The 26,109-nt window shown below is 62.1% G+C and carries 25 protein-coding genes; 18 read left to right on the forward strand and 7 right to left on the reverse strand.

The genetic code is table 11. The features are described 5' to 3' along the window. The first annotated feature begins 291 nt into the window (after positions 1–291). From gmd to ACSQ86_RS25905, 13 genes are all read left to right on the forward strand, one after another. Positions 292–1,329 (forward strand): GDP-mannose 4,6-dehydratase, encoded by a 1,038-nt coding sequence (gene gmd, locus ACSQ86_RS25845; RefSeq protein WP_436309858.1) that lies wholly within the window; start codon positions 292–294, stop codon positions 1,327–1,329. A 180-nt stretch (positions 1,330–1,509) separates the two neighbouring features. Then, positions 1,510–2,637 (forward strand): class I SAM-dependent methyltransferase, encoded by a 1,128-nt coding sequence (locus tag ACSQ86_RS25850; RefSeq protein ID WP_436309859.1) that lies wholly within the window; start codon positions 1,510–1,512, stop codon positions 2,635–2,637. Positions 2,638–2,703: 66 nt separating this feature from the next. Further along, a complete protein-coding gene (locus tag ACSQ86_RS25855; protein ID WP_436309860.1) occupies positions 2,704–4,146 on the forward strand; it encodes a glycosyltransferase in 1,443 nt (480 codons plus the stop codon). Beyond that, complete coding sequence (locus ACSQ86_RS25860) at positions 4,143–5,330, forward strand: glycosyltransferase (protein WP_436309861.1); 1,188 nt, start codon at positions 4,143–4,145, stop codon at positions 5,328–5,330. The genes ACSQ86_RS25855 and ACSQ86_RS25860 overlap by 4 nt, the downstream gene beginning before the upstream one ends. A 559-nt stretch (positions 5,331–5,889) precedes the next feature. Next, positions 5,890–6,660, forward strand: a complete 771-nt coding sequence (gene rfbF / locus ACSQ86_RS25865) for a glucose-1-phosphate cytidylyltransferase (RefSeq protein ID WP_436309862.1) — start codon at positions 5,890–5,892, stop codon at positions 6,658–6,660. Further along, positions 6,660–7,745: a CDP-glucose 4,6-dehydratase gene (gene rfbG / locus ACSQ86_RS25870; RefSeq protein ID WP_436309863.1), complete on the forward strand. Its 1,086-nt coding sequence runs from the start codon at positions 6,660–6,662 to the stop codon at positions 7,743–7,745. The genes rfbF and rfbG overlap by 1 nt, the downstream gene beginning before the upstream one ends. Then, positions 7,738–9,069, forward strand: coding sequence for a lipopolysaccharide biosynthesis protein RfbH (gene rfbH / locus ACSQ86_RS25875; protein ID WP_436309864.1), 1,332 nt, complete (start codon positions 7,738–7,740; stop codon positions 9,067–9,069). Before rfbG ends, rfbH begins: the two co-directional genes overlap by 8 nt. Before the next feature lie 13 nt (positions 9,070–9,082). Beyond that, complete coding sequence (locus ACSQ86_RS25880) at positions 9,083–10,120, forward strand: NAD-dependent epimerase/dehydratase family protein (protein ID WP_436309865.1); 1,038 nt, start codon at positions 9,083–9,085, stop codon at positions 10,118–10,120. Next, a complete protein-coding gene (locus tag ACSQ86_RS25885) occupies positions 10,117–10,929 on the forward strand; it encodes a transketolase (protein WP_436309866.1) in 813 nt (270 codons plus the stop codon). The genes ACSQ86_RS25880 and ACSQ86_RS25885 overlap by 4 nt, the downstream gene beginning before the upstream one ends. Beyond that, the gene (locus ACSQ86_RS25890; protein WP_436309867.1) at positions 10,926–11,843 is read left to right on the forward strand and encodes a transketolase family protein; all 918 of its coding nucleotides are present in this window, start codon (positions 10,926–10,928) and stop codon (positions 11,841–11,843) included. Before ACSQ86_RS25885 ends, ACSQ86_RS25890 begins: the two co-directional genes overlap by 4 nt. Before the next feature lies 1 nt (position 11,844). Next, the gene (locus ACSQ86_RS25895; protein ID WP_436309868.1) at positions 11,845–12,210 is read left to right on the forward strand and encodes a GtrA family protein; all 366 of its coding nucleotides are present in this window, start codon (positions 11,845–11,847) and stop codon (positions 12,208–12,210) included. After that, on the forward strand, positions 12,207–13,154 hold the full coding sequence (locus ACSQ86_RS25900) for a glycosyltransferase family 2 protein (protein ID WP_436309869.1): 948 nt from the start codon (positions 12,207–12,209) through the stop codon (positions 13,152–13,154). Before ACSQ86_RS25895 ends, ACSQ86_RS25900 begins: the two co-directional genes overlap by 4 nt. Continuing rightward, positions 13,147–15,411, forward strand: a complete 2,265-nt coding sequence (locus ACSQ86_RS25905) for a DUF7024 domain-containing protein (RefSeq protein ID WP_436309870.1) — start codon at positions 13,147–13,149, stop codon at positions 15,409–15,411. Before ACSQ86_RS25900 ends, ACSQ86_RS25905 begins: the two co-directional genes overlap by 8 nt. A gap of 26 nt (positions 15,412–15,437) precedes the next feature. On the opposite strand, the gene rfbC is transcribed toward ACSQ86_RS25905, so the two are convergent. The 4 genes from rfbC to rfbB are packed head-to-tail and all read right to left on the reverse strand — an operon-like array spanning position 15,438 to position 18,839. Beyond that, on the reverse strand, positions 15,438–15,986 hold the full coding sequence (gene rfbC / locus ACSQ86_RS25910; RefSeq protein ID WP_436309871.1) for a dTDP-4-dehydrorhamnose 3,5-epimerase: 549 nt from the start codon (positions 15,984–15,986) through the stop codon (positions 15,438–15,440). Further along, positions 15,983–16,870, reverse strand: a complete 888-nt coding sequence (gene rfbA, locus ACSQ86_RS25915; protein WP_436309872.1) for a glucose-1-phosphate thymidylyltransferase RfbA — start codon at positions 16,868–16,870, stop codon at positions 15,983–15,985. The genes rfbC and rfbA overlap by 4 nt, the downstream gene beginning before the upstream one ends. Positions 16,871–16,890: 20 nt before the next feature. Beyond that, on the reverse strand, positions 16,891–17,781 hold the full coding sequence (gene rfbD / locus ACSQ86_RS25920) for a dTDP-4-dehydrorhamnose reductase (RefSeq protein ID WP_436309873.1): 891 nt from the start codon (positions 17,779–17,781) through the stop codon (positions 16,891–16,893). Further along, positions 17,778–18,839 carry a dTDP-glucose 4,6-dehydratase gene (gene rfbB, locus ACSQ86_RS25925; protein WP_436309874.1) on the reverse strand — a complete coding sequence of 354 codons (1,062 nt, stop codon included), beginning with the start codon at positions 18,837–18,839 and terminating at the stop codon, positions 17,778–17,780. The genes rfbD and rfbB overlap by 4 nt, the downstream gene beginning before the upstream one ends. A 154-nt stretch (positions 18,840–18,993) precedes the next feature. Between rfbB and ACSQ86_RS25930 the strand changes: the two genes are divergently transcribed. The 4 genes from ACSQ86_RS25930 (at position 18,994) to ACSQ86_RS25945 (ending at position 21,379) form a co-directional block, all read left to right on the forward strand. Next, positions 18,994–19,461, forward strand: coding sequence for a phasin family protein (locus ACSQ86_RS25930; RefSeq protein ID WP_436309875.1), 468 nt, complete (start codon positions 18,994–18,996; stop codon positions 19,459–19,461). Between the two features lie 79 nt (positions 19,462–19,540). Continuing rightward, the gene (locus ACSQ86_RS25935; RefSeq protein ID WP_436305660.1) at positions 19,541–20,215 is read left to right on the forward strand and encodes a TetR/AcrR family transcriptional regulator; all 675 of its coding nucleotides are present in this window, start codon (positions 19,541–19,543) and stop codon (positions 20,213–20,215) included. 19 nt (positions 20,216–20,234) lie between these two features. Next, positions 20,235–21,065 carry a hypothetical protein gene (locus tag ACSQ86_RS25940; protein WP_436309876.1) on the forward strand — a complete coding sequence of 277 codons (831 nt, stop codon included), beginning with the start codon at positions 20,235–20,237 and terminating at the stop codon, positions 21,063–21,065. 59 nt (positions 21,066–21,124) lie between these two features. Beyond that, entirely contained in the window at positions 21,125–21,379 is a 255-nt protein-coding gene (locus ACSQ86_RS25945) for an acyl-CoA-binding protein (protein WP_436309877.1), read from the forward strand. Between the two features lie 12 nt (positions 21,380–21,391). On the opposite strand, the gene ACSQ86_RS25950 is transcribed toward ACSQ86_RS25945, so the two are convergent. Genes ACSQ86_RS25950 through ACSQ86_RS25960 form a run of 3 tightly spaced genes read right to left on the reverse strand, consistent with a single transcriptional unit; the run spans position 21,392 to position 24,890 of the window. Continuing rightward, positions 21,392–21,724: a polyhydroxyalkanoic acid system family protein gene (locus ACSQ86_RS25950; protein WP_436309878.1), complete on the reverse strand. Its 333-nt coding sequence runs from the start codon at positions 21,722–21,724 to the stop codon at positions 21,392–21,394. After that, positions 21,717–22,817 (reverse strand): aminopeptidase, encoded by a 1,101-nt coding sequence (locus tag ACSQ86_RS25955; RefSeq protein ID WP_436310303.1) that lies wholly within the window; start codon positions 22,815–22,817, stop codon positions 21,717–21,719. The genes ACSQ86_RS25950 and ACSQ86_RS25955 overlap by 8 nt, the downstream gene beginning before the upstream one ends. Before the next feature lie 45 nt (positions 22,818–22,862). Then, on the reverse strand, positions 22,863–24,890 hold the full coding sequence (locus ACSQ86_RS25960; RefSeq protein WP_436309879.1) for a molybdopterin-containing oxidoreductase family protein: 2,028 nt from the start codon (positions 24,888–24,890) through the stop codon (positions 22,863–22,865). A 72-nt stretch (positions 24,891–24,962) separates the two neighbouring features. Here ACSQ86_RS25960 and ACSQ86_RS25965 point away from each other — a divergent pair, with 72 nt between their 5' ends. Then, positions 24,963–26,087 carry an ABC transporter substrate-binding protein gene (locus ACSQ86_RS25965; RefSeq protein ID WP_436309880.1) on the forward strand — a complete coding sequence of 375 codons (1,125 nt, stop codon included), beginning with the start codon at positions 24,963–24,965 and terminating at the stop codon, positions 26,085–26,087. The last annotated feature ends 22 nt before the right edge of the window (positions 26,088–26,109 follow it).

The following is a 26,109-nucleotide window of genomic DNA, read 5'->3' on the forward strand; positions in this document are numbered from 1 at the left end:
GATCTGCGCCGCCGCAGACTAGGAAGGAAAAGCATCGGAAAGAAATGTATCTAGCAGTGTGGAATGGGAACGCTCGCTTCCGCGCCAGAGCGCAGAAGCATCGTCTTCTTGATATTGCCGTATGGGAGCGAGTCATGGTCTCCGCAAGAGCCAGAGCGCTCTGCCGCCAGACACCGTCGTCCCCAGATTTTAAAGGCATGCCCCCGCGAAGGTCCGCTGATGCTTTAGGGCAAAATCCCCAGGGTCAGCGCAGCCAGAATGGCGCGCCCTGTCTTTTATCGGAAGGTCTTCATGAAGAAACGTGCTGTAGTCACAGGTATCACTGGCCAGGATGGCGCCTACTTGGCCGAACTGTTGCTGAGCAAGGGTTATGTCGTCTACGGCACTTACCGCCGGACCAGTTCCGTCAACTTCTGGCGCATCGAGGAACTCGGCATCCAGGGCAACCCTGACCTGCACCTGATCGAGTACGACCTCACGGATCTCGGCAGCTCGTTGACGCTCATGAAGGAAGCAGCTCCCGACGAGGTCTACAACCTCGCCGCTCAGAGCTTCGTTGGCGTGAGCTTCAACCAGCCCGACGCCACGGCCCAGATCACAGGCATGGGCGCGTTGCACCTGCTTGAAGCGATTCGACTGACCAACCCGAAGATCCGCTTCTACCAGGCGTCCACCTCCGAAATGTTCGGCAAGGTGCAAGCCATTCCTCAAGTGGAAGACACCCCCTTCTACCCCCGCAGCCCCTACGGCGTGGCGAAGCTCTTCGCGCACTGGATGACCATCAACTACCGCGAGAGCTACGACATCTTCGGCTGCAGCGGCATCCTCTTCAACCATGAAAGCCCGCTGCGCGGCCGAGAGTTCGTCACGCGCAAGATCACCGACGGGGTGGCCAAGATCAAGCTGGGCAAGGCCGAGGTGCTGGAATTGGGCAACCTGGGCGCCAAGCGCGACTGGGGCTTTGCCAGGGAGTATGTCGAAGGCATGTGGATGATGCTGCAGGCCAAGGAACCCGACAGCTTCGTGCTCGCCACCAACCGGACCGAGACGGTCCGGGAGTTCGTCGACATGGCCTTCAAGGCGGCGGGCTATGAGCTGCGCTTCGAGGGCGAGGAGCAGAACGAGGTCGGCGTCGATGTGAAGACCGGCAAGACGCTGGTGCGCGTGAATCCGAAGTTCTATCGGCCGGCGGAAGTGGACTTGCTCATCGGCAATCCTGCGCGCGCCAAGGAGAAGCTGGGTTGGGAGCCCAAGACGACGCTTGAGCAGCTTTGCGCGATGATGGTTGAAGCCGACCTACGAAGGAATGCGGAAGGGCATTCGTTCTAGTTGATCGCTGGCGCGTCAGGTACCCAAGCATTCTCATTCTCTTTGGTTCTTGCGGATCTGCTAAGCAGCGCCTTCCTCTCTCCTTCAATCCGTCAGTGCACACCACGTGCCTGTGAAGGATGACAACCGTTCACAACGGACACCGGATGCTCGTCGACTGCTTTAATCGAGCAACACCATATGAATGACTCCTTCTATCGTGCGTTCGAAGACCGCTTTCGTGGATCTCGCTCAGAAATACTGAGCCGCCTCAACGACTATCGGCCTCTGCTTGAAGCTGCACGAGCTCAACTTGAGCCGTTGTCAGCACTCGACCTGGGATGCGGGCGAGGCGAATGGATAGAGCTTCTCACAGAGCTAGGATGGGACGCGCAGGGCGCAGATGTTGACGATGGGATGCTCGAGGCATGCCGCGTCCGTCATTTTTCGGTGGAGAAGGTCGACGCCGTCGCGGCGCTTCGGCAACGCCCTGATAGCAGCCTCGCCCTGATTTCCGCATTCCATTTGGTAGAACACATCAGTTTCGATTCTGTCCGAGAGCTGGTGGCAGAAGCCTATCGAGTTCTGCTACCAGGAGGAATTCTCATACTCGAGACACCAAACTCCGAGAACTTGGCAGTAGGCACCAGCAGCTTCTATCTGGATCCGTCTCATAAGCAACCGATTCCAGCGTTGCTTCTTGGATTCGTTGTCGAGTATGCGGGCTTCCCCAGACACGCTCTATTTAGATTGCAGGAGCCTATGCACCTACGTTCACCGGACGCGCATGTTGACCTTCTTGCCGTGTTGACCGGGGTCAGCCCCGACTATGCTGTCGTCGCGCAGAAAGAAGGGCCGGAGGAGATTCTTCGAGGGTTTGACAGTGCGCTGCAGTTGGTGCGCGGATTGACGCTTCCAGAGCTCGCTTTACGGCACGATGCAGCAGTTCGGTCATCACTGGACGGACTTTCGATGAGGACGAACAGCAGCGAGCAACGCATTGCGGTACTGGAGAGCAACATATCTTCGCAGCGCGCCGCCTTCCAGCAGACGATTACCGAGCTTCGCGGGTCTGCGCAACAGGTGACTGCTTTGAGCGAACGGAGCGCTCGCATCGAAGATGGCGCAACGGCTCTGCACGGCCGGCTGCAGAACCTCGAGTCGCGTTGGGCGGTTTTGCTAGCGAACAGCGAAAGCCTTGCAGATCGATTGACTACCTTGGAGACGAGCCGCTCCTGGCGGTATACAGCATCGATGCGCGCGGTCAGAGCATGGCTCGGCAGCAGCGCCATCGGCCGCTTCCTCAAGAGACTGCGACGACCCGGCTAACCCGAATCCGGCGATCCGCTGCGGCATATCTGAACGAGGCCAGCGAAAACAACTATCAATCGCTCAATGACCATCTTCTTCAATTTATCCACAAGCCATCATTGGCGCAGACATGCGGTCGGCATTGTGCGGGTTGAGCGCGAACTCGGACGCTACCTCCGACAGCATCGAGAGGACGCCGAGTTTTGTCGCTTCCATACGGACGAATGCGTCCTGAGAACGCTTACTAATGCAGAAGTTGATGAAATCCTAGACGACAGCTGGTGCGAAGCGCCTGTGCAGCCTGTTCTCCTGGCACCACAACCGCCCATGCCACAACCATCCCAGCCCTCGACGCTCGGGAAACTCAGAAGGAGGGTTGTTCGCTTTGCGTACGACTGGCTTCCACCACGGCTAGTGCCGTGGGTGCAGCGTCGGTACATGTCACTCATTACCCCTCGCCTAAAACGAGCAATCCTCCGATCTATGGGCCATGACCTAGGGGATATTTCCGATTCATCACCAAGCACGCCCATTGATTCAGCGCCAAGTCCCATGGGGAATGTTGGAAAAGACGTTTCACTGTCGATCGGCAGTGGCGACGTCTTTGTTTCTGTAGGTGCCGATTGGGACTTCACGCCAGTGGAGTTCATCTATCAGCTCAAGAACAAGACCAGCTGCAGCGCGATTCTTACTTGCTATGACACCATACCGATCCTGTTCCCGGAATTTGCTGTAGGCGTTGAGTTCGAGCAGCGGTTTAAAGAACACTTCGCCAACATGGGACACGCCGCTGATGCGGTGTTCGCGATTTCCGAATGCTCGCGGCGCGATCTATTGAGCTATTGGGAGCAAGCCGGGCTGGACGTGCCTGCCGATCGCGTTCAAAAGGTAGCGCTGGCCTCTCTCAAGCGCGTGCGCAAACTGCCGGAGTTAACTGCGTATGACGCAGCCCGCCTTGAGCGGCTAACGTCTACGGGTCCTTATGTCCTTTACGTCAGCACGATTGAGGGCCGAAAAAATCATCGGCTATTGGTCAATCTATGGAAGGAGTTCTATAGGCGCGGCGAGCAAGTCCCGAAATTGGTTTGTGTGGGAATGCGGGGATGGGGCGTTGAAGATCTTCTTGGGGAGGTCCAACGAAGCAAGATGGGTCGCGCCGGCTGGATGCAGTTTTGGACTGACGTGAACGACGCGCTGCTGGACAACCTGTATGCATCTTGCCAGTTCGGTCTTTTCCCGAGTCTCTACGAAGGCTGGGGACTCGCGGCAACCGAGTTGCTGGCACACCGAAAGGTCTGCATTGTTTCGAACGACTCTTCGCTCTCCGAAGCTGGGCAAGGTTTGTGTCCAACCTATCATCCGCACGACCATCTGGGTTGGCGAGCGGAGGTACTGAAACTTTGCACTGACTCCGACTACCGTGAAGGTTTGGAAGATCTGATTGCCGCTCGGTATATCGACCGCTCGTGGAGTGACTTTTCTTCGGACTTTCTGCAGTTCGTTGACTCTATTGCCAAGAAGAGATGAAGAAGATTCTGCAGCTAACGCCCTACCCGCTGCTGGAGCCAATCCATGGAGGGCAGATCCGATGTGCCCAAATCCAGAAAGCGCTTCTTGGCGCCGGCTTTGAAGTTTGCAACTTTGCGATGTCCCCGAACGCGGAATTGCGCCGTGGACCGGACGACCTTTTGTCCCCTCCCGACTCCCCTTACGGCGATGTCAGGTTTCCATACTTGTTCGATCACTTTGCAGGACAGCACGCACTGAGGGATCCCTCCGCGTATGCGCATGTGACTAGGATCTTCTTGGAGTACCAACCAGACGCCATCATTGTTGAACAACCCTATCTGTTTGACCTCGCATTTCGGCTGAAGACTGAGCATGCGCCCAACTGCAAAGTCATTCTGTCCAGTCAGAACGTTGAATGGCGCTTGAAAGCAGCGATGCCAGCGATGGTGGAGCTGAAGTCTGTGCAAGACGCCTTTGTCCAGGAGATCAAAGAACTAGAAGTGCGCGCGGCACGCGATGCTGACCTGCTCATTGCGTGTACGGATCGAGACGCGGGCGAGCTTGGAGATTGGACTCGAGCGCCCACCGTGGTCGCACCCAATGGGATCGAACCCTTCAACTGCTCGTCGGCGATGGTTGCCGATTGGTCAAAGCACTTCGGTCGGCGCTACCCCGTATTCGTGGGAAGCGCACACCCGCCGAATGCAAACGGCTTCTGGAAAATGCTGGCCCCAGGGCTGGCGTTCCTGCCACCAGGGGATCGAATCGTCGTTCTCGGCGGGGTCAGCCATCTCATTCCTGTGCACCAGGGGATGGCAGAGTATGTCCAGCTCAACGAGAAGCGCCTTGTGCTCGCAGGCGTTCGTGAAAGAGCGGATCTACAAGCAATGATCTTGGCATCGCACGTCGTCCTGCTGCCGATTGTGGAGGGCGAAGGTTCCAACCTGAAGACCGCGGAAGCATTGCATTCAGGCAAATGGATTGTCGCTACCAAGAAAGCGTTCCGCGGCTATGAGTTCGCGCTCGAACTACCAAACGTCATGATCTGCGAAACACCCGATCAGTTTCGCCAAGCCGTTCGCTTGACCCTCTCCAAGCCTCCGGCCGATTTCCAACTGCCTGAAAGTGTGCGGCATCGCATAGAGTGGGAGTTCACGCTGCAGCCGCTCGTGTCTGCAGTCCAACGACTCCTTGCAGATTAGTTGGTGAAGTTTTCTTTGCGCGTTGCCACCAGCGCTGCCGGCAACGCGGCGCAAACAGCTGGCGGCACATAACCAAGGTGCTATGCACCACCGGCGCGGGTTGTGGTCCCTCCACCAGTTGTCGGAAGCGGACCCCTCGCAGCTCAGAGCCGGCATCAGGTCATAACCAACAATGAAAGATGAACCATCCACCACGCCGACGGCCCACGCTTTCCTTCCTCAAGGCTGTGCGAACTCCGCTAACTCGAGACGGGAAATCTCGCCATCATTGAGCGATGGGTCAGGGTTGCGAGGGGAGTTACGGGGCGCAAGGGCCGAGGCAATCTACTCACAGTAACAGGCACAGGAGGTACACCTGGAAATCCGGTGTGTATGCCACTTTTCGTGTCACTTCACCCAATGATCTCAAGCCCCCGAAGGTTAGCAGGCCAAGGCATCATGCACTCAGCTGGCGCCAATCGCCAGCATGGCTGGCCCCAACCTTAGAATTCGTTCAGCACACAGTCAGCTTGGAATCACCGCAAACGGCATCACTGCAAACGAATGGAGGAGCAGCAAGTTGAAGGCAGTCATTCTCGCCGGAGGGCTGGGCACTCGGATTTCCGAAGAAACCCATCTCAAACCCAAACCCATGATCGAGATCGGGGGTAAGCCCATCCTGTGGCATATCATGAAAATCTACTCTGCCCACGGAATCCACGACTTCATCATCTGTTGCGGCTACAAGGGTTATGTCATCAAGGAGTACTTTGCAAACTACTTCTTGCACATGTCAGACGTCACCTTCGACATGGAGCACAACCGCATGCAGGTTCATCAGCGCTATGCCGAGCCCTGGCGAGTCACGCTGGTGGACACCGGAGAGGAGACCATGACTGGCGGCCGCCTCAAGCGAGTCGCCGATCACATCCAAAAAGAAGACGCGTTCTGCTTCACCTACGGTGACGGCGTCAGTGACATCAATATCACCCAACTCGTCGAATTCCACCGCGCCAGCAAGCTGAAGGCGACGCTAACCGCCACCTTACCGCCCGGTCGCTTCGGCGCGCTGGAATTGCAGAAGGACAAGGTGGCGGCTTTCACGGAGAAGCCGAAGGGCGATGGCGGACACATCAATGGCGGCTTCTTCGTCCTGTCACCTTCGGTGATCGACTACATCACGGACGACCAGACGATCTGGGAACGCGATCCGTTGGAGCGGCTTGCAAGCGAAGCTCAGTTGGGCGCCTTCAAGCACGATGGCTTCTGGCAGCCCATGGACACGTTGCGCGACAAGATCTATCTGGAAGAACTCTGGCAAAGCGGTAAAGCTCCGTGGAAAGCTTGGTGATGAGCAATCCCTCCTTCTGGTCTGGAAAACGCGTCTTTCTGACGGGCCACACGGGCTTCAAGGGCTGCTGGCTGGCGCTGTGGCTGACGAAGCAGGGTGCGACCGTGACCGGCTATGCGCTCGAACCGAGCACGGAGCCGAGTCTTCATGGGCTCACGGCCGCGCCGGGTTCGGCCCACTCGGTCATCGCCGACATCCGCGATCTGGAGCTGCTCAGCCGGTCGATGAAGGCCTGCGCACCAGAGGTGGTGTTCCACCTTGCCGCGCAGCCGTTGGTACGCCGCTCGTATGTCAACCCGGTGGAGACCTATTCGACCAATGTCATGGGCACGGTCAATCTCCTCGAGGCGGTGCGCTCCTGCGATACCGTCAGGTCGGTGGTCATCGTCACCAGCGACAAATGCTACGAGAACCGCGAATGGCAATGGGGCTACCGCGAGAACGAACCGATGGGAGGCTACGACCCCTACAGCAACAGCAAGGGCTGCGCCGAGCTGGTGTCGGCCTCGTACCGGTCCTCCTTCTTCAACAAGCATCGCCATGCGCAGCATGGCGTTGGGCTGGCGACAGCGCGCGCGGGCAACGTGATCGGCGGCGGCGACTGGTCGGAAGACCGGCTGGTGCCAGACCTGCTGCGCGCTTTCGGGGAAAATCGCACTGCCGACATCCGCAACCCATTCGCGGTGCGTCCCTGGCAACATGTGCTGGAGCCGCTCAGGGGCTACATGATGTTGGCGGAAAAGTTGTACATCGAAGGCCCCGCCTGGTCGCAGGCGTGGAACTTCGGCCCCAACGATTCGGACGCTCGGCCCGTGTCCTGGATCGCCGATCAACTGGCCGGTCTCTGGGGCAGCGGCGCGCAGTGGCGCACGGAGGCCCAAGCGGAGCAACCCCATGAAGCAAGCTGGCTGAAGCTCGATTGCTCAAAGGCCCGGCAAACGCTGGGCTGGATCCCGCGCTGGGACCTAAGCAGAAGCCTCGGCGCCATCGTCGACTGGCACCGTGCCTGGACCGACGGCCGCACCATGACCGATTTCACCCTCGAACAGATCGAGCACTATGAAAGTACCCCCACCCATGACTGAGGTCTCATTCCAGAAAAACGAACTGCGCAAGAAGATTCTGGCGCTGGTGGCTGAGTACGGCGAACTGGCTGGCAAGCCCCAACCCTTTGTTCCGGGCGAGACGCTGGTCCCGCCCTCGGGCAAGGTCGTCGGCGCGCCCGAGATGCAATTGATGGTCGACGCCTCGCTCGACGCCTGGCTGACCACCGGTCGCTTCAATACCTTGTTCGAAAGCCGCCTGGCCGCTTACCTCGGAGTGAAGCACCTGATGACCGTCAATTCCGGCTCGTCGGCGAATCTGGTGGCCTTCTCGACGCTGACATCGCCCAAGCTCGGCGACCGCGCCATCAAGCCGGGCGATGAAGTGATCGGCGTGGCGGCCGGATTTCCGACGACCGTCAACCCTATCCTCCAGTGCGGCGCAGTGCCCGTCTTCGTCGACGTGCACATCCCTACCTACAACATCGATGCCGACCTGCTCGAAGCAGCCATCGGCCCACGCACCAAGGCCATCATGCTGGCCCACACGCTGGGCAACCCCTACAACCTGAAGGTGGTCAAGGCGGCCTGTGAAAAGTACGGCCTCTGGCTTGTGGAAGACTGCTGCGACGCGCTCGGGTCGCGCTACGAAGGTCAGTTGGTAGGTACCTTCGGCGATATCGGCACCCTGAGTTTCTACCCCGCCCACCACATCACGATGGGCGAAGGCGGCGCGGTGCTCACCAACAGCGACGAGCTTCGTCTGATCGCAGAATCGATCCGCGACTGGGGCCGCGATTGCTATTGCCCGCCCGGCAAGGACAACACCTGCGGCAAGCGCTTCTGCTGGAAGCTCGGCGACCTGCCCGAAGGCTACGATCACAAGTACACGTACTCGCACCTCGGCTACAACCTGAAGATCACGGACATGCAGGCCGCCTGCGCACTCGCGCAGCTCGACCGGCTGGATGGCTTCGTGGCGGCGCGCAGGAAGAACTTCGACTACCTCAAGGACCGCCTGCGCGGGGCCGAAGAGTTTCTCGAATTGCCCGAAGCCACGCCGGGCGCGGAGCCCTCGTGGTTCGGCTTTCCGATCACCTTGCGCGATGCGGCCAATACGCGCCGAGTCGATCTGTTGACCTACCTGGACCAGCAGAAGGTCGGCACGCGCCTGCTGTTCGCGGGCAACCTGCTGCGCCAGCCCTACATGATCGGGCGCAACTACCGCGTGGTCGGCGAGCTCAAGAACACCGACCGCATCATGAACGACACGTTCTGGATCGGCGTCTATCCTGGGCTGACGGAGCCCATGCTGGACCACACGATCGAAAGCATCGAAACCTATCTTGGCCTGCGGTTTGACTGAACCAGCCTCGCCCGTGTCGACGAAAGACCTCGACGAGGTTCTTCGCCTGACGGCCTCGTCGGTGTGGAAGGGACTTCGCAACCAGTCCCTGTTCATCACCGGGGGAACCGGCTTCGTCGGCAAGTGGCTGCTGGAATCTCTGCTTCACGCCGAGCGCGAGATGAAGCTCGGCCTGAAACTGACCGTGCTGACGCGCGAGCCCGAGCGCTTCGCGCGGACCAGTGCGCATCTAGCGAATGCGCCCGCCGTGGAGTTGGTCCGGGGCGACGTGCTCGACTTCGAGTTTCCAGCCGGCGAGTTCTCTTCGATCATTCATGCCGCGCTGCCGGTGGCGCCCCCCGACTCCGGTGGCGACGGCCAGTTGCAACGGCTGGCCGAGGCAGGCGCGCGCCGGGTCTGCGAACTCGCGGCGGCAAGCGGCGCGCGGCGGCTCCTGCATATCAGTTCCGGCGCTGTCTACGGTGCGCAGCAGGGGTCGAATCCGCTGGCTGAAGACTTGACATGGGACGATACGGACACCGCCAACGACTACACCCGCGCCAAGCGCCTCGCCGAAACGATTGTCGGCCGGGAGTGGCCCTTCGACGTGGTGGTCGCACGGTGCTTCGCCTTCATCGGTCCCGGTCTGCTTGCTTCGAGCGGTGCCGCGGCCGCCCAGTTCATCGAAGAAGCTGCCAAGGGCAAGGGAATCGTCGTGCAGGGCACGGGCGAGGCCGTGCGCACCTACCAGTACGCGAGCGACATGGCCCGGTGGCTCGTGAGCTGCCTCGTGCTCGGCGCGCCTGCGCGCACCTACAACGTCGGCAGCGCGACGGACGTCACCATCGCCCGGCTCGCGAGCGACGTGACGCGGCTCGCGAACACGGGGGTCCCGGTGCGGATCGCGGGGCAGCCCTCGCCAGGGCTCGCGGGCTCGCGCTACGTGCCTGACGTACGGCGAGCATCCGCTGAACTCGGGTTGACCAACGCAGTGGACCTCGAAGAGGGCATTCGACGAACCCTCGCGTGGCGACGACAGGCGCCAAGTGCAGTTTCAATGGCTCCAACATGAAACCTCAATTCAATCCCTCGACCTTACGCAAAACGGTGGTCGAAATGGCGTTCGCGGGCAATGCCGTTCACCTGGGTTGCGCCTTCTCGATCATCGAACTGCTTTCGAGGCTGTACGGCCGCCACATGCGCTATGACGAGACCGACCCCGACGACCCCGGGCGCGACCACCTGGTGCTGAGCAAAGGCCATGGCGTCATGGCGCAGTACGCCTGCCTGTACGAGCTGGGCTGGCTTGACCGCAACGACATCGACAACTATTTTCACGATGGATCGCGTCTGAAAGGCCTGTCCGACGCACACGTGCCGGGCTGCGAGGTGACCTCCGGCACGCTCGGGCACGGCCTCTCGGTCGGCGTGGGTCTGGCGCTTGCTGCAAAGCGCAAGAGGACCGGGCAGAGGTGTTACGCCGTCATAGGTGACGGCGAGATCAACGAAGGCCCCATTTGGGAGGGGATGCTGTTCGCGGCGCACGCCAAGCTGGACAATCTGATGATCATCGTGGACGCGAACGGATTCCAGGCAATGGGCACCACGGACGAGGTCATGCAGCTCGGAGACCTGAACGCCAAGTTCGCCGCCTTCGACTTCGACGTGCTGGCGGTCGACGGGCATGACATGGACGCGATATCGACAGCCATCGAAAAACTGCAAGCGCAGGAGAACGGTCGCCCCAAGGCGCTCATCGCCAAGACGGTCAAGGGCAAGGGCGTCTCATACATGGAGAACGTGAATGCCTGGCACTACTCGCGGCTGAACCCCGACCTGTACGCGCAGGCTCTGCGCGAAATCGAAGGAACGTCGGCATGAGGGCCGCATTCTCCAATGCGCTGGTCGAGGCCGCGATCAGCGACGAGCGCGTCGTGCTCCTGACGGGTGACCACGGCTATGCATTGTTCGACGAGTTCCGCAAGCGCTGCCCGAACCAGTACATCAATGCCGGCATTGCCGAGCAGAACATGGTGGGCGTAGCCGCCGGGCTCGCCAAGGCCGGGCTCCGGCCCATCGTCTACGGGCTGAGTGCATTCGTACCGGTGCGCGTGCTGGAGCAGATCAAGATCGATGTCTGCTACGAAAGGCTCCCTGTGATCTTTACCGGGGACGGAGCCGGACTGGTCTATAGCACGCTGGGAACGAGCCATCAGAGCTTCGAGGACATCGCTTGCCTTCGCGCGGTGCCGCACATCGAGATCATGTCGCCGTGCGATGCGCACGAGTTGACCGCCTGCATGAGGATGGCCCTGCAGGAAGCCGGGCCGGTGTACTTCCGCATGGGAAAGGCGGATGTCGGCCCGGTGCATGCGTCCTTGCCGCAGCTTCGGCGCGGAGCGCTCGTGCAGGTTCGCAAGGGCAGTCATCCGGTGGTTCTGATCGCCACGGGCTCCATGGTCAGGGCGGCCTGTGCGCTGGGAGATGAACTCGATGCTTCGGTATGGAGTGCCCCATGGATCAAGCCGCTCGATGCAGGTCAGCTCGCTACGCTGGCTGCCGGCGCCAAGGCCTTCGTCACCATCGAGGAGCACTCCTCCGTGGGCGGCCTCGGCGGCGCGGTGGTGGAGTCGATTGCCGAAGCGGGCCCGATCCCGGTGTTGCGCATCGGAATCGGCGAGCGCTTCTCGGAAACTTGCGGCAGCCATGCCCACGCCCTGCGCGAACACGGGCTCGATCTTGCGACCGTGAGAGAACGCGTGCTGCCCTTTGCCGCGAATTGGAAAGCACGTTGAAGTGCTGAGTTCGCAGCTCTTTCGCTTCCTGCTCGTCGGCGGGGTGAACACCGTCGTCGGCTACGTCCTTTTTGCTGCATTCGTCTGGGCGGGTGTGCCGTATCCCTTGGCAATCGGCCTGGCAACGGTGTTGGGCGTGGCCTTCAACTTCCAGAGTACCGGACGGCTCGTTTTCGGCGGCGCACCGTTGTCGCAGCTCTGGCGCTTTGCCGCCGTCTACGCCGTGGTGTATCTCGTCAACGTCGCCTCGGTCGCGCTGCTGCTGAAGGCCGGGCTCAATGTCTACGTGGCCAACGCCCTCGTCATCCTGCCGCTCGCGCTCATCGCGTTCGCGCTGCAGCGCCGATTCGTTTTTGGAACTTCATGAAACACATCACCGTCGTCACGCCCTGCTACAACGAGGAAGACAACGTCGGAGAGGTCTATCGCCAGACCCGCGCAGTGTTCGCGGAGATCGAGGGCGTGACGTACGAGCACCTGTTCATCGACAACTTCTCGTCAGACCGCACACCGGAACTGCTGCGGGCGATGGCCTCGGCCGATCCCAAGGTCAAGGTGATTCTGAACGCGCGCAACTTCGGCCACATCCGCTCGCCCTACTACGGCCTGCTGCAGGCCCATGGGGATGCTGCGATCCTGCTGGTTTCGGACCTCCAGGACCCGCCCGAGCTCATGAAGGACTTCGTGGCTGAGTGGCTCCAGGGCGCCAAGCTGGTCGTCGGTGTTAAGCCCAGCGCGGATGAATCCGGCTTGATGTTCGCGATCCGGCGGATGTATTACCGGACCGTCACACGCATCGCCGACGTGAAGCTCGTTCAGAACTTTACCGGCTTCGGGCTCTATGACCGGAAGGTGCTGGAACAGCTGCGCAAGATTGACGATCCGTATCCCTATCTCCGTGGCCTGATCTCGGAAGTTGGCTTCGAGCCGGTGCAGATTCCGTACAACCAGCCTCGTCGCAAGCGGGGCATCACGAAGAACAACTTCTACACGCTCTACGACATCGCAATGCTTGGCATCACCTCGCATTCACGCGTGCCCCTGCGTATAGCCACTATGGCGGGTTTCGTGCTGTCGGGGGTCAGCTTGCTCATCTCGTTGATCTATCTCGTGCTCAAGCTGGTTTTTTGGAAGGAGTTTTCCGCCGGCACCGCGCCCATCCTCATCGGCATGTTTTTCTTCGCGTCTGTGCAGTTGTTCTTCATCGGGCTGCTGGGTGAGTATGTGGGCGCGATCCTCACGCATGTGATGAAGCGGCCTTTGGTCGTCGAACGCGATCGGATCAACATGGAAGAGCGAGCTGATGCATAGGGAGATCTCTACCGCGCGCCGCATGCGCATTGGTGGACGAGATGTGGCTATCGTGTTGATTGCGTCTATTGCAACGACTTGGTTTGCTCTCTATTGCCTTGGCGGTCACGCGTTCAAGTGGGCCTTGCCCCTCTTGTACAAAGACGGTGACGCGATGATCCATTTGTTGCTGATCAAACGTCTTTGGGATGGCTACGGTTATTTCACGAGCAACGCTGCCGGCTTTCCGTTTGGTTCGGTCCTCTACGACTTCCCCGGCTCCGATGGAGGGAGCTTGCTCTTCCTTTGGGCAATCGGCAAGCTGTCTAAAGACAGCGCCTTGACATTCAACATCTATTACATACTCGGATTTCCCGCTGCCTTCGCTTCCGCATACTTGGTTCTGCGCAAATTCGACATATCGCAGCCTAGTTCAACAGTGGCAGCAATCCTATTTGCGTTCACGTACTTCCATTTTTTCCGGCTTGGTCACCTCTATTACAGCTGGTATTTCACCATACCTGTATTTGTATGGCTAGGCACGGAGGTGGCCAGAAGAAGTGATGCTATATCATTTGCATCCATCAAGCACTGGTCATTCGGCGCTCAGCTTATTCTATGCATCTGTCTTGCATCTTTTGGCGTGTACTACGCCTTCTTCGGGGCCATTCTCATTGGCCTCTGCGGGATTTTTGGCAGCGTCCAAGCACGGAGTTTGAAGCCGTTTCAACACAGTGTTGTCGCGTGTGCGATGCTCGCCCTGGGCGCCCTCATTAATATTGCACCTAATCTCATTTATTTTGCCGAGCATGGAAAAAATAGCGCTGTCGCGGCACGTCATCCTGCAGAATCAGAAATCTATGGATTGAAGATTACTCAACTGCTTCTGCCTCAAGACAGTCATCGATCAGAGATCGTGGCCTCGGCTAGCCGGAGGTACAACACCAGCTTTCCCCTAGTCAACGAGAATGCAAGCTCGTCCCTTGGGTTGGTCGCCAGTGCTGCATTTCTTTGTATGCTGCTTCTTGGCGCCTTACCGTCGCGGCCTTCGCAGTCCATCACACCGAGATCGCACATCCGCCTACTAGCATTTCTCACCATTTCTATTGTGTTGCTCTGCACGATCGGCGGTTTTTCATCTCTTTTCGCTCAATTTGTGTCCAGCCAGATTCGAGCTTGGAACCGTGTCAGTATCTTCTTGGTCTTCCTAGCCCTTACCGGCTTGGCGTACGGACTAGACTCAGTGCGCAGGGGTTCGCCACTCGTATCAACGATATTGTGCATCCTGATACTGGCACTGGGGCTATGGGATCAAACTCCAAAGCCAAATGTAGCCGCGCTATCAAAACGCCAGATGGACTATGTCAGCGATCGAGACTATGTGCGGAAAATTGAGGCTTCTCTGCCAACTGGGAGCGCGATATATCAGATGCCTTATATGAAGTTTCCTGAATCCGAATCAGTCGGTACGCTTGGAAGCTACGAATTGGCACTAGGATTCATACATTCCAGAGACTTGAAATGGAGTTTTGGGGCAATCGCTGGCAGGCAGGGGGATGATTTCTTCCGTGCACTTTCGCAGCGCCCCATTCCTGTTCAACTAGAGATCGCTCGATACCTCGGCTTCAAGGGAATCTATATGGATCGCCGCGGCTATACGGATGGCGGGAAGGCAATTGAGTCGGAGCTGCAAGCGCAGCTTCGTGAGCCCCCGTTGACCCATCCCAGCGGCAGCTCGGTCTTCTACGCGTTTGGCCCTGTCGATCCTGACCATCCGCGCCGACTGTCCGAGTCGGCGCAGAGCCTTCTAGAGACCTTTGCGGTATCGATGAAGGACGGCAGGGTCATCATTGGCGAGATGCCTGCTTGGATCATCGATTTCAAGCGATCAGCCTTGACGCAACTAAGGTCGGCATCTGGGTTGTATGCGCCCGAGAGCTGGGGCACTTGGTCTAATGGCTACGAAGTAAAGCTGCAGTTCAAGAAGCCGCTTCCGCTCCGACTATCGTTGGAACTAGCGGCGCAAGCGTTCGGGCCAAATGCCGGTCTGCCGTTCGAGATCTCAGTGGGCAAAATCGCAAAAACGGTGGCCTTAAATGGCGATGACACTTCGATTCGCCTCGATTTCGATTTGCCCCGCCCGACCGATACCCTGATCATCAAGGTGCCCCGACCAATCTCACCGCAGCAGCTTGGAATAGGTCAGGACGCGCGAGCGCTCGGCATCGGGCTTCACAAGCTTACGATCACGCCGAGATCTGGACCGAGCCCGAAATAAGGACCAGCCTGAAGCGCTTCGCGCCCTCAATCAAAGATGGTTGCCTCTGACAAGGTTAAGCCCGCTTGGTCCTTTGCCGAAAGCGTAAGCTCAGCATCGATGGTGGGCCACCGGACATCAATGTCGGGATCATTCCAGGCGATGCATCGTTCGTGAGCCGGCGCATAGTAATCCGTCGTCTTGTACAGAAAGTCCGCCGACTCACTCACCACCAGAAACCCGTGCGCAAAGCCTTCGGGCACCCACAACTGCTTGTGGTTCTCTTCAGTGAGCTCCATGCCCACCCACTGCCCGAAAGTCGGCGACGACTTGCGGATGTCCACCGCCACATCGAACACCGCGCCGCGCACCACGCGCACCAGCTTCCCCTGCGGCTGCTGGATCTGGTAGTGCAGCCCGCGCAGCACGCCTTTCGCCGAGCGCGAATGGTTGTCCTGAACGAACTCCACATGGCGCCCGACGGCTTCGTCGAAAGCCTTGCCGTTGAAGCTCTCGAAGAAAAACCCCCGCTCGTCGCCGAACACCTTGGGTTCGATGACGAGCACATCGGGAATCGCAGTCGGCGTGACCTTCACGAGCGCACCTCGTCCGTCAGCAGGTGGTTCAGATACTTGCCGTACCCGCTTTTCTCCAGCGGCTTCGCGAGCGCTGCAAGCTGCTCGGTGCTGATGTACCCGTTTCGCCATGCCACTTCTTCGGGGCAGGCGATCTTGAGCCCCTGCCGGTGTTCGAGGGTGGCGATGAACTGGCCGGCCTCCAGCAGGCTGTCGTGCGTGCCGGTATCGAGCCACGCATAGCCGCGCTGCATGATCTGCACGTTGAGCTTGCCGAGGTCCAGGTAGGCCTGGTTGACGGCGGTGATTTCCAGCTCGCCGCGGGCGCTCGGCTTCACGGCCTTGGCGATGTCGACGACCTGGTTGTCGTAGAAGTACAGCCCCGTTACGGCATAGCTGCTCTTGGGCTTGAGGGGTTTCTCCTCAATACTGCTGGCCTTGCCCGTGGCATCGAAAGCCACCACCCCGTAGCGTTCCGGGTCGTGCACGTGATAGGCGAACACGGTCGCACCCGCCTGCTTGGCATCCGCATCCGAAAGAAGATGCACGAAATCGTGGCCGTAGAAGATGTTGTCGCCCAAGACCAGCGCGCTCGGCGCATTGCCCACGAACTTGTCGCCGATGATGAAAGCCTGTGCCAGGCCGTCCGGGCTCGGCTGCACCGCGTACTGCAGGTTGATGCCCCACTGGCTGCCGTCGCCCAGCAGCTGCTGGAAGCGCGGCGTGTCCTGGGGCGTGCTGATGACCAGGATGTCACGCATGCCGCCGAGCATCAAGGTGCTCAGCGGGTAATAGATCATCGGCTTGTCGTACACCGGCAGCAGTTGCTTGCTCAGCGCAAGTGTGGCCGGATGCAAGCGTGTGCCGGAACCGCCGGCGAGGATGATGCCTTTGCGTTGCGTCATGGTTTTCTTTGGGTCGTGGTTCAGAGCGTCTCGTGCAGCATGCGCGCGACACCGGCCTGCCAGGGCGGCAGCTGCAAGCCGAAGTTCGACTGGAGCTTGATGGTACTCATGCGCGAGTTTTGCGGCCGCTTGGCGGGCGTAGGAAAGGCGCTGGTCGGGACCGGATCGACGGTGGCAGGCCCTGCCTTCAGTTCGACACCCGCCGCCTGCGCCTGCTCCAGCACGAAGCGCGTATAGCCATGCCAGGTGGTCTCGCCGCCCGCCACCAGGTGGTAGAGCCCGGCCTTGGCCGGATCGCGCAGCGTGTCGCGGATCGCATGGGCCGTCACGTCCGCCAGCAGCTCGGCGCCGGTCGGCGCGCCGAATTGGTCGTCGATGACAGTGAGCCGCTCGCGTTCCTTGGCCAGCCGCAGCATGGTCTTCGCGAAGTTGCCGCCGCGCGCGGCATAGACCCAGCTGGTGCGAAAGATCAGGTGACGCGGGCAATTCGCGGCGATCAGCTGCTCACCCTCCAGCTTGGTGCGCCCGTACACGCTGAGCGGACCGGTGGCATCGTCTTCCTGCCACGGCTTGCTGCCGCTGCCGTCGAACACATAGTCGGTCGAGTAATGCACCATCAGCGCACCGATCTGCTGCGCGGCCTGCGCGATCGCGCCGGGCGCTGTCGCGTTCAAGGTGCTCGCGAGTTCGGGTTCGCTCTCGGCCTTGTCCACCGCCGTGTGCGCTGCAGCATTGACGATCACGTCGGGCCGCAGCTTCAGCACCGTCTGCGCTACCTCCTCGGGGTGGCGGAGGTCTGCGCGCAAGTCCGTGCTTGCGGAACTTAGCGCAACCAGTTCTCCGAGCGGGGCCAGACTGCGCTGCAGTTCCCAGCCCACTTGCCCCGTCTTGCCGAGCAGCAGTAACTTCATGCGGCCTCGTACTGCTTCTGCACCCACTCGCGGTAAGCGCCGCTTTGCACGTTGCGCACCCAGTCGGCATGGTCCAGATACCACTCAACCGTCTTGCGGATGCCGGTGTCGAAAGTCTCGGCCGGTTTCCAGCCCAGCTCGCGCTCCAGCTTGCGCGCATCGATGGCGTAGCGGCGGTCATGGCCGGGGCGATCGGTCACGTAGGTGATCTGTTCGCGATAGCTCCTGCCGTCGGCGCGCGGGCGCAGTTCGTCGAGCAGCGCGCACACGGTGTTGACGATCTCGATGTTGGGCTTCTCGTTCCAGCCGCCGACGTTGTAAGTCTCGCCGAGCCTGCCGGCCTCGAGCACGCGGCGGATGGCGCTGCAGTGGTCCTTGACGTAGAGCCAGTCGCGCACCTGCATGCCGTCGCCATACACCGGCAGCGGTTTGCCGGCGAGCGCGTTGACGATCATCAGCGGGATCAGCTTTTCGGGGAAATGGAAGGGGCCGTAGTTGTTCGAGCAGTTGGTGGTGAGCACCGGCAGCCCGTAGGTGTGGTGCCATGCGCGCACCAGGTGATCACTGGCGGCCTTGCTGGCCGAGTAGGGGCTGTTGGGCTCGTACTTGTTTTCTTCGGTGAACGCGGGGTCGGCCGCCGACAGCGAGCCGTAGACCTCGTCGGTCGAGACGTGCAGGAAGCGGAAGGCCGCCTTCTGGTCGGCGGGCAATGCGCTCCAGTAGCCGCGCACCGATTCGAGCAGGCGGAAGGTGCCGAGCACATTGGTCTGCACGAAGTCTTCAGGGCCATGGATCGAGCGGTCCACATGCGATTCGGCCGCGAAGTTGAGCACGGCGCGCGGCTTGTGATCGGCCAGCAGGCGGTCGACCAGGGCGCTGTCGCCGATGTCGCCCTGCACGAACACATGCTTGGGGTTGCCGTTGAGCGAGGCCAGGGTCTCGAGATTGCCGGCATAGGTCAGCTTGTCGAGATTGACGACGGCTTCGTCGGCTTGCGCAATCCAGTCAAGTACGAAGTTGGCGCCGATGAAGCCGGCGCCGCCGGTAACCAGGATCATGGGGTCTCCCGTTGTGTTGGAAAAAAACCGCCGGGTGGCGGTCGAGCCGCGATTATCCCATCGTGGAATGTTTCAAGACGCTGCTAGAGACCAGTGCCTACCGGGCAACCCGAAGCGCGGATAGAGTGCTTCCGACGTACTTCAAGGAATGCCCATGGCCAGCAAAGACGATGACAAGACCGACCGCATCAAGGACTCCGCCCAACAGATCTGGCTCGCCGGCCTGGGCGCCTTCGCCAAGATGCAGCAGGAAGGCAGCAAGGCCTTCGAGGCGCTGGTGAAAGATGGCATCGGGGTGCAGAAGAAGACCCAGCAGGCCGCCGAGGAAACGCTGGCGCAGGCCCAGGCCCGGATGGCGGGCTTTGCGAGCGAGTTCGGCACCAAGGCGGCCGGCGGCTGGGGCAAGCTGGAGACCATCTTCGAGGACCGCGTGGCGCGCGCCCTCGAAAAGCTCGGCATGCCCTCGGCCCAGGAAGTGGCCGCGCTGCAGGCTCGGGTAGAGGCGCTCGAGGCTCAGTTAAAACGAAAGAACGCGACTGGCGCGACGCGCAAGACCGCCGCGCGCACGCCGCCCGAGGCCGCGAAACCGTCGCGGCGGCACAAACCGGGCAGCGGGGCCTGAGGGGCAGGAAGAACACCGACCCCGGCCGGCACAGACTTGCGCTAGAGTGGCCCCAGGAGACAAAAACCAGGGCTACGACATGGCCAAGAAAGCGCCACGCCGCACTGCACAACGCATCCTCGAAGCCGCGCTTGACCTGTTCAACCGCTTCGGGGAGCCGAACGTCTCGACCACGCTGGTGGCGGGCGAGCTCAACATCAGCCCCGGCAATCTCTACTACCACTACCCTGCCAAGGACGAGCTGATCAACCGGCTCTACGAGGGCTACGAGACCGAGCTCAACGAGCTGCTGCATGCCAGCGAAGGCGTGCACGATGTCGAGGATGCCTGGTTCTTCATGCACAGCCTGTTCGAGCTGATCTGGCGCTACCGCTTTCTCTACCGCGACCTCAACGATCTGCTGAGCAAGAACCGGCACCTGGAAACGCAGTTCCAGCTGGTCCTGAAGAACAAGGCGCGCGCCATCCGCACCCTGCTCGCCGGCATGAGCCGCGCCGGCCACCTCGACATCGACATGCGCGAGGTCGACCCGCTGGCTCAGAGCATGGTGGTGGTGCTGACCTACTGGCTCAGCTACGAGTACGTGCGCAACCCGCGCGAAGCGCTGGAGCCGGCGCACGCCCAGGGCGCCCTGCTGCGCGGCGCCCACCACACGTTGCATCTGCTGGCACCCTACTTGGCGACGGAACAACGGCGGCATTTGCTGACACTGAGCAGCGCTTACGCGGGCGAAGATCACACGGCAACCGTCTGAAATTCCAACCTTCCATCGCATGCCCCACCACGACATCCAACCCCTTTCGCTGCTGTCGACCGGCTCGGTGCCTGCAACGGAGCCATGGACACTTTTGCCCTACAGAGACGCGCCGTACTTCGACACGGCCAACCTGCTCAGCCACTGGCCGCAGCTGCATGTCGGCCAGGGCCTGCAGCCGCCGGTGCCCGGACCGCTGGCCGAGGGCTGGGCGCTCTATCACAGCGGCGAATTCGAGCGTGCCGCCGGCGTGGGCCTGCGACACGGCCACGAGGGGCTAGCGCTCGCGAACCAGGCCACCGCCATCTATGCCAACTACCTGGAACCGCGCGAAGCCGTGCGGCAGGCCTTGTTCAGGCAGGTGGTCGAACGCGCCACCGCGCAGGTCGGGGCTGAACCGGACAACTGCCAGGCGCTCTTTTGGCAGGCCTATGCGCTGGGGCGCTACAGCCAGGGCATCAGCGTGGCACGCGCGCTGGCGCAGGGCCTGGGCACCAAGGTCAAGGGCGCGCTCGAGCGCGTGATCGAGTTGCAGCCGCACCATGCCGATGCGCACATCGCACTCGCCGCCTTCCATGCCGAAGTCATCGACAAGGTCGGGATGCTGGTGGGCCGCATGACCTACGGCGTGCGCGCCGAAACCGCGATCGAGCTGTTCGGGCGCGGCCTGCAGCTCAATCCCCATTCGGCCAGCGCGCTGATGGAATACGCCCGCGGTCTTCTGATGCTGGAGGGCGACTCGCGCATGGCCGAAGCCACGCGCCTCTATGAGAAAGCGGCCGCCCTGGAGCCGGCCGATGCGCGAGAACGACTTGACGTGGAACTGGCGCGCGCGGGGCTCTCCGACTGATCTTTATCAACGACAGCGTCACTTAAGATGCGCGTCCTTGTTCCAACCCGCCTGCCGCCATGTCCGATCTGAACGCCCTGTTCGAAGCCGCCCAAGCCAACTCCAAACTGCTCGCCGAACGGCCGGACAACCCGACGCTGCTCAAGATCTACGGCCTCTTCAAGCAGGCCACCCAGGGCGACAACACCGAGAAGAAGCCCAGCTTCAGCGACATCGTCGCGCGCGCCAAGTGGGACGCCTGGACGGCTCAGAAGGGCCTGGGCGCCGACAAGGCCAAGCAGAAGTACATCGACCTGATCGAATCGCTGCGCTGAACGCGCCCGAGCCTACAACCAATCTTTATCGTTGTAGGCGTCGTCGTCCGCCTCGCTCGCGCCCAGCAGTTCGTCGAGATTGCGCTGCAGGCGCTGCTCGATCTGATCGCTGAAGCTGGCGTACAGAAGGCCGAGCGTCGCACGCAGCCTGAAGCAGTCGGCGGTGACTTCGACGCTGCCGTCGATGCCGGGCCGCGTGAACTGGGCGACATCGCGGCGCTCGCCTTCGTCGTAGCTGCATGCGAGGCCGTAGTCGCGCTCGACCTTCTGCATCCACTGGCGCGCCACCGCGCGCGCGGCCTCGATGCCCAGGGTGTGGCTGCGTTCGATGTGGATGTCAGGCACCGCGGCCTCCCTTGTCGTGGTTGTGGGGTTGTGGGGTGTGCGTGTCCGCCGTGGCGGGGACGGCAGCGGCTTTCAGCGCCTGCGCACGCCCGGCCTTGGGCAGCGCGGCGAAGCGCTTGACCGCGGCGTAGAAGCGCGGCCAGTCCCGGCCCTCGCGTTCGAACAGCGCTTCGAAGGCAGGCACCAGTTCGTCGTAGGCGGCCTGCGCGCCGAACATCGCATTGTTGGCGCGCGCCACCCAGCCGTCGTAGGCGCCCTGGCGCGGGCCGGTCCAGCCTGTGCGCAGCACGGCGTAGCGCTGGCGGAAGTCGTCCATGGCCGCCTTCTTCATCGCATCGACCGCCGGCCAATCGCCGGCCTGCGCCTCCTTCGAGGCATAGATGCCCGCGAGCGCGCGGCGCGTCTCGTTTGCAAGGGCGCGGAACTGCTGGCGCCGCCCGTCGAACTGCGCGTACTCGAGCCGCGCCGCCTCGCCGGCCTCGGTCTGCAGCCAGCGCGCACCGCCGATGCGCTCCACCGCGGTCGCGAAGGACTCGTTGAACATCGTGTCATCCGGCACGTAGAGCACCTGGTGCGCCAGCTCGTGGAACACGATGCGCGCCAGCTCGCCTTCCGGGTAGCCGATGAAGGTGGAGAGCAGCGGATCGCCACCGGCCCAGTTCATCCAGCCCAGCGTGGAATAGGCCGGCACCGGGTAGACGGCCGCCTCCAGGCCCAGCGCGCGCTGGGCCTCCGCTTCGGCCCTGGCATCGGTGTCGATGTAGTAGCCGCGATAGCCGACGCAGCCCGCAACCGGGAAGCACCAGGTCTTGAGCGTGAGCGAATATGGCGGCGCGACCACCACGTTCCAGACCGCGGCCGGGCGGTGCAGATCGGCATACGCCTTGTAGCTCGGGTTGTCGGGCAGGCCGAGCTCGGAGGAGGCGAAGCGGCGGATGCGCTGCGCGAGTTCCAGCTTGGCCTTGAGCGCGTCGGATGCGCCGGGATCCTGCAACCATTCGGGTACCGGCCGCGCCGCGCGCATGAGCCCGAGATGGCCGCTGGCCGACTGCCAGTAATAGCCGAGGTCGGCGCAGCCGGCCAGGCACAGCATGGCAGCCGCAGCGAAGACCGCGCGCTTCCTGTTCACGCGTGCCTCTCAGGCATCTGGAGCTACCTCGACCAGGCAGTCGTAGAAGGTCGGCCCACGCCCGATATCGGTCAGCCGCTGGCTCGTGAGCTGGTTGACGTTGGTGCCGTCGAGCCCGAGCTTGCGCCACCAGATGCCGAGGCCGTGCACCACGCCGGGCCGGGCCCGGCGCGAGACTTCGGCGCGGCAGCGGTGCTCGCCGCGCTGGTTGAACACGCGCACCGTGGCGCCGTCGACGATGCCGCGCGCCGCGGCATCGGCTTCATGGATCTCGAGCAGCGGCTCGCCCTCGATCGCACGCAGGCTTTTCACGTTGACGAAGCTCGAATTGAGGAAGTTGCGCGCCGGCGGCGAGATCATCGCGAGCGGAAACTCCTTGGAGCTGCCGGCCGGTTCGTAGTTCGGTACATGGTCGGGCAGGCCGTCCTGGCCCATCGCGGCCAGCCGTTCGCTGAAGAACTCGCAGCGTCCCGAGGGCGTGGGGAATGCGCCTGCGGCGAAGGGCGCATCGGGCAGCTTCAGACTGGTGAAGCCCTGCGCCTGTAGCTCGTCGAAGTCGATCGCGCCCGGTGCGAAGGCGCTGCGGCACAGCGTCTCGTCGTCGTCCGAGAAGCAGGGCTCGTCGAAGCCCATGCGCCGCGCGAGTTCGCGGAACACCCAGGTGTTGCTGCGGGCCTCGCCACGCGGCGCCACGGCCGGGCGGTTGAGCAGCACGTCGGTGTGGCCGTAGCTCGTGTGGATGTCCCAGTGCTCGAGCTGCGTGGTGGCCGGCAGCACGTAGTCGGCATAGTCGGCGGTGTCGGTCTGGAACTGCTCGAGCACCACCGTGAACAGGTCCTCGCGCGCAAAGCCGGCCACCACCTTGCCCGACTCCGGCGCGACCGCGACCGGGTTGCTGTTGTAGACCACCAGCGCGTGGATCGGGTTGGTGGCTTCGAGCAGCGCATCGCCGATCGCGCTCATGTTGATGGTGCGCGGGCGCCGGCCGGCCAGCAGGTCGGGCCGCTGCAAGGCGGCGCGGTCCACCGGGAACAGGCCCGAGCTGCTCAGGAGCAGGCCGCCGGCCCGATCCCGCCAGGCGCCAACCAGCGCGGGCAGGCAGGCGACGGCGCGTGCCGCATTGCCGCCGCCGCGCACGCGCTGCATGCCGTAGTTGAGACGGATCGCCGCCGGCTTGGTGGTTCCATAGGCGCGTGCGAGCGCCACGATCTGCGCCTCGGGCACGCCGCAGACTTCAGCCGCGCGCGCCGGCGGCCATTGCAGGGCGCGCTCGCGAAGCTGCTCCCAGCCCAGGGTGTGCTGCGCGATGTAGTCGTAGTCCAGCCAGTCGTTGACGATCAGCTCGTGCATCAACGCCAAGGCCAGCGCCGCGTCGGTGCCCGGCAGCAACGCGACGTGCTCGTCGCACTTGTCTGCGGTCTCGGTCTTGCGCGGATCGATGCACACCAGCCGCGCGCCGGCGCGCTTGGCGGCTTGCGCGTGGCGCCAGAAATGCAGGTTGCTCGCGATCGAGTTGCTGCCCCAGATCAGGATCAGCTTCGCTTCGGCGAAAAACTCGACCCGCATGCCGACCTTGCCGCCCAAAGTAAAACTTAAAGCTTCACCGCCTGTGGTCGAGCAGATGGTGCGGTCCAGCAGCGACGCGCCAAGCTTGTGAAAAAAACGACGGTCCATCGATTCGCCCTGCACCAAACCCATGGTTCCGGCGTAGCTGTAAGGCACAATCGTTTCCGGATTGTTACTTTTGCACTCGCTCAAGCGCGCGGCGATGTCGTCAAGGGCAGCTTCCCATGTCACCGCTTCGAAGCGGCCGCTGCCCTTGGGGCCGATGCGCTTCAAGGGCTGGACAAGACGCTCGGCATGGTCGTTGCGTTCGATGTAGCGCGAGACCTTGGTGCAGAGCACGCCGGCCGTGTGCGGATGCGCCGGGTTGCCTTGCAGCTTGACGGCGACGCCGTCCTGCACGGTGGTCACGAGTGCGCAGGTGTCGGGGCAATCGTGCGGACAGGCGCCGAGCACCTGGATCGAAGAAGTCATGGTGGGGCGGAGGCAACGAGTATTCAGTCGAGTCTAAGTTGTGCGCCGAGGATGCGCTGAGGGGTTTTCACGATGATCAATCGCAGGCACTTTTCGGTCGCGGCGGGCGCAGCAGCGCTCGGCGGCTTTCATATCGCGCGGGCACAGAGCGAAACGCCGATCGTGCTCGGGCAGTCGGCGCCCTTCTCGGGGCCGGCCGCGCAGCTGGGCATCCAGTTCTACCAGGGTGCCAAGCTGTTCCTGGACCAGTACAACGCGACGCCGGGCCATCGCGACGTGCAGATCAAGTTCCTCGACGACGGCTACGAGCCCGACCGCTGCGTCGCCAACACCAGGAAGCTGATCGACGAGGAGGCCTTCGCGCTGTTCGGCTACATCGGCACGCCCACCAGCCTGGCGGCCCTGCCGCTGGCCGTGGGCGCGAAGATCCCATTCATTGCGCCCTTCACCGGTGCGATGGCGCTGCGCGAGCCTTTCCACAGGAACGTGTTTCATCTGCGCGCCTCGTACAACGACGAGACCGCTCTGATCGTGAAGCAGCTCACCCACCTGGGCCTGAAGAAGATCGCGGTCTTCTATCAGAACGACGCCTACGGCAAGGCCGGTCTCGACGGCACGACGCTCGCGCTGTCGCAGCTGGACCTGAAGCCGGCAGCGCTCGCGACGGTCGAGCGCAACACGGTCGACGTCGCGGCGGCGGTCAAGACCATCGTGGCCGCGAAGCCGGACGCGGTGGTCCAGGTCAGCGCCTACAAGTCCTGCGCCGCCTTCATCCGCGAGGCGCGCAAGGCCGGCTATGGCGGCACCTTCTACAACGTGTCTTTCGTCGGCACGCAGGCGCTGGCCGACGAACTCGGCAAGGACGGCGCCGGCGTCGTCGTCACCCAGGTCGTGCCCTCGCCCTACTACGCCGCGAATGGCATCACGCGCGAGTTCAATGACGCAGTGAAGAAGAGCGGCGGCGCCACCAAGGCCAACTTCTCCAGCATGGAAGGCTATCTGGCCGCCAAGGTGCTGACCGAAGGCCTGCGCCGCGCACCGGGCAAGCTCACGCGCGACGGGCTGATCGCGGGACTGGAATCCATCGACCGGCAGCAGTTCGGCGGCTTCGAGGTGTCCTTCTCGCCGCGTAACCATGTGGCGTCGAAGTTCGTCGAGCTGTCGATGATCACTGGGGATGGGCGAATTCGGACCTGATGGCTCCCTCTCCCTCTGGGAG

Source organism: Variovorax sp. LjRoot130 (assembly GCF_964253755.1).
In the GTDB taxonomy this organism is placed as follows: domain Bacteria; phylum Pseudomonadota; class Gammaproteobacteria; order Burkholderiales; family Burkholderiaceae_C; genus Variovorax.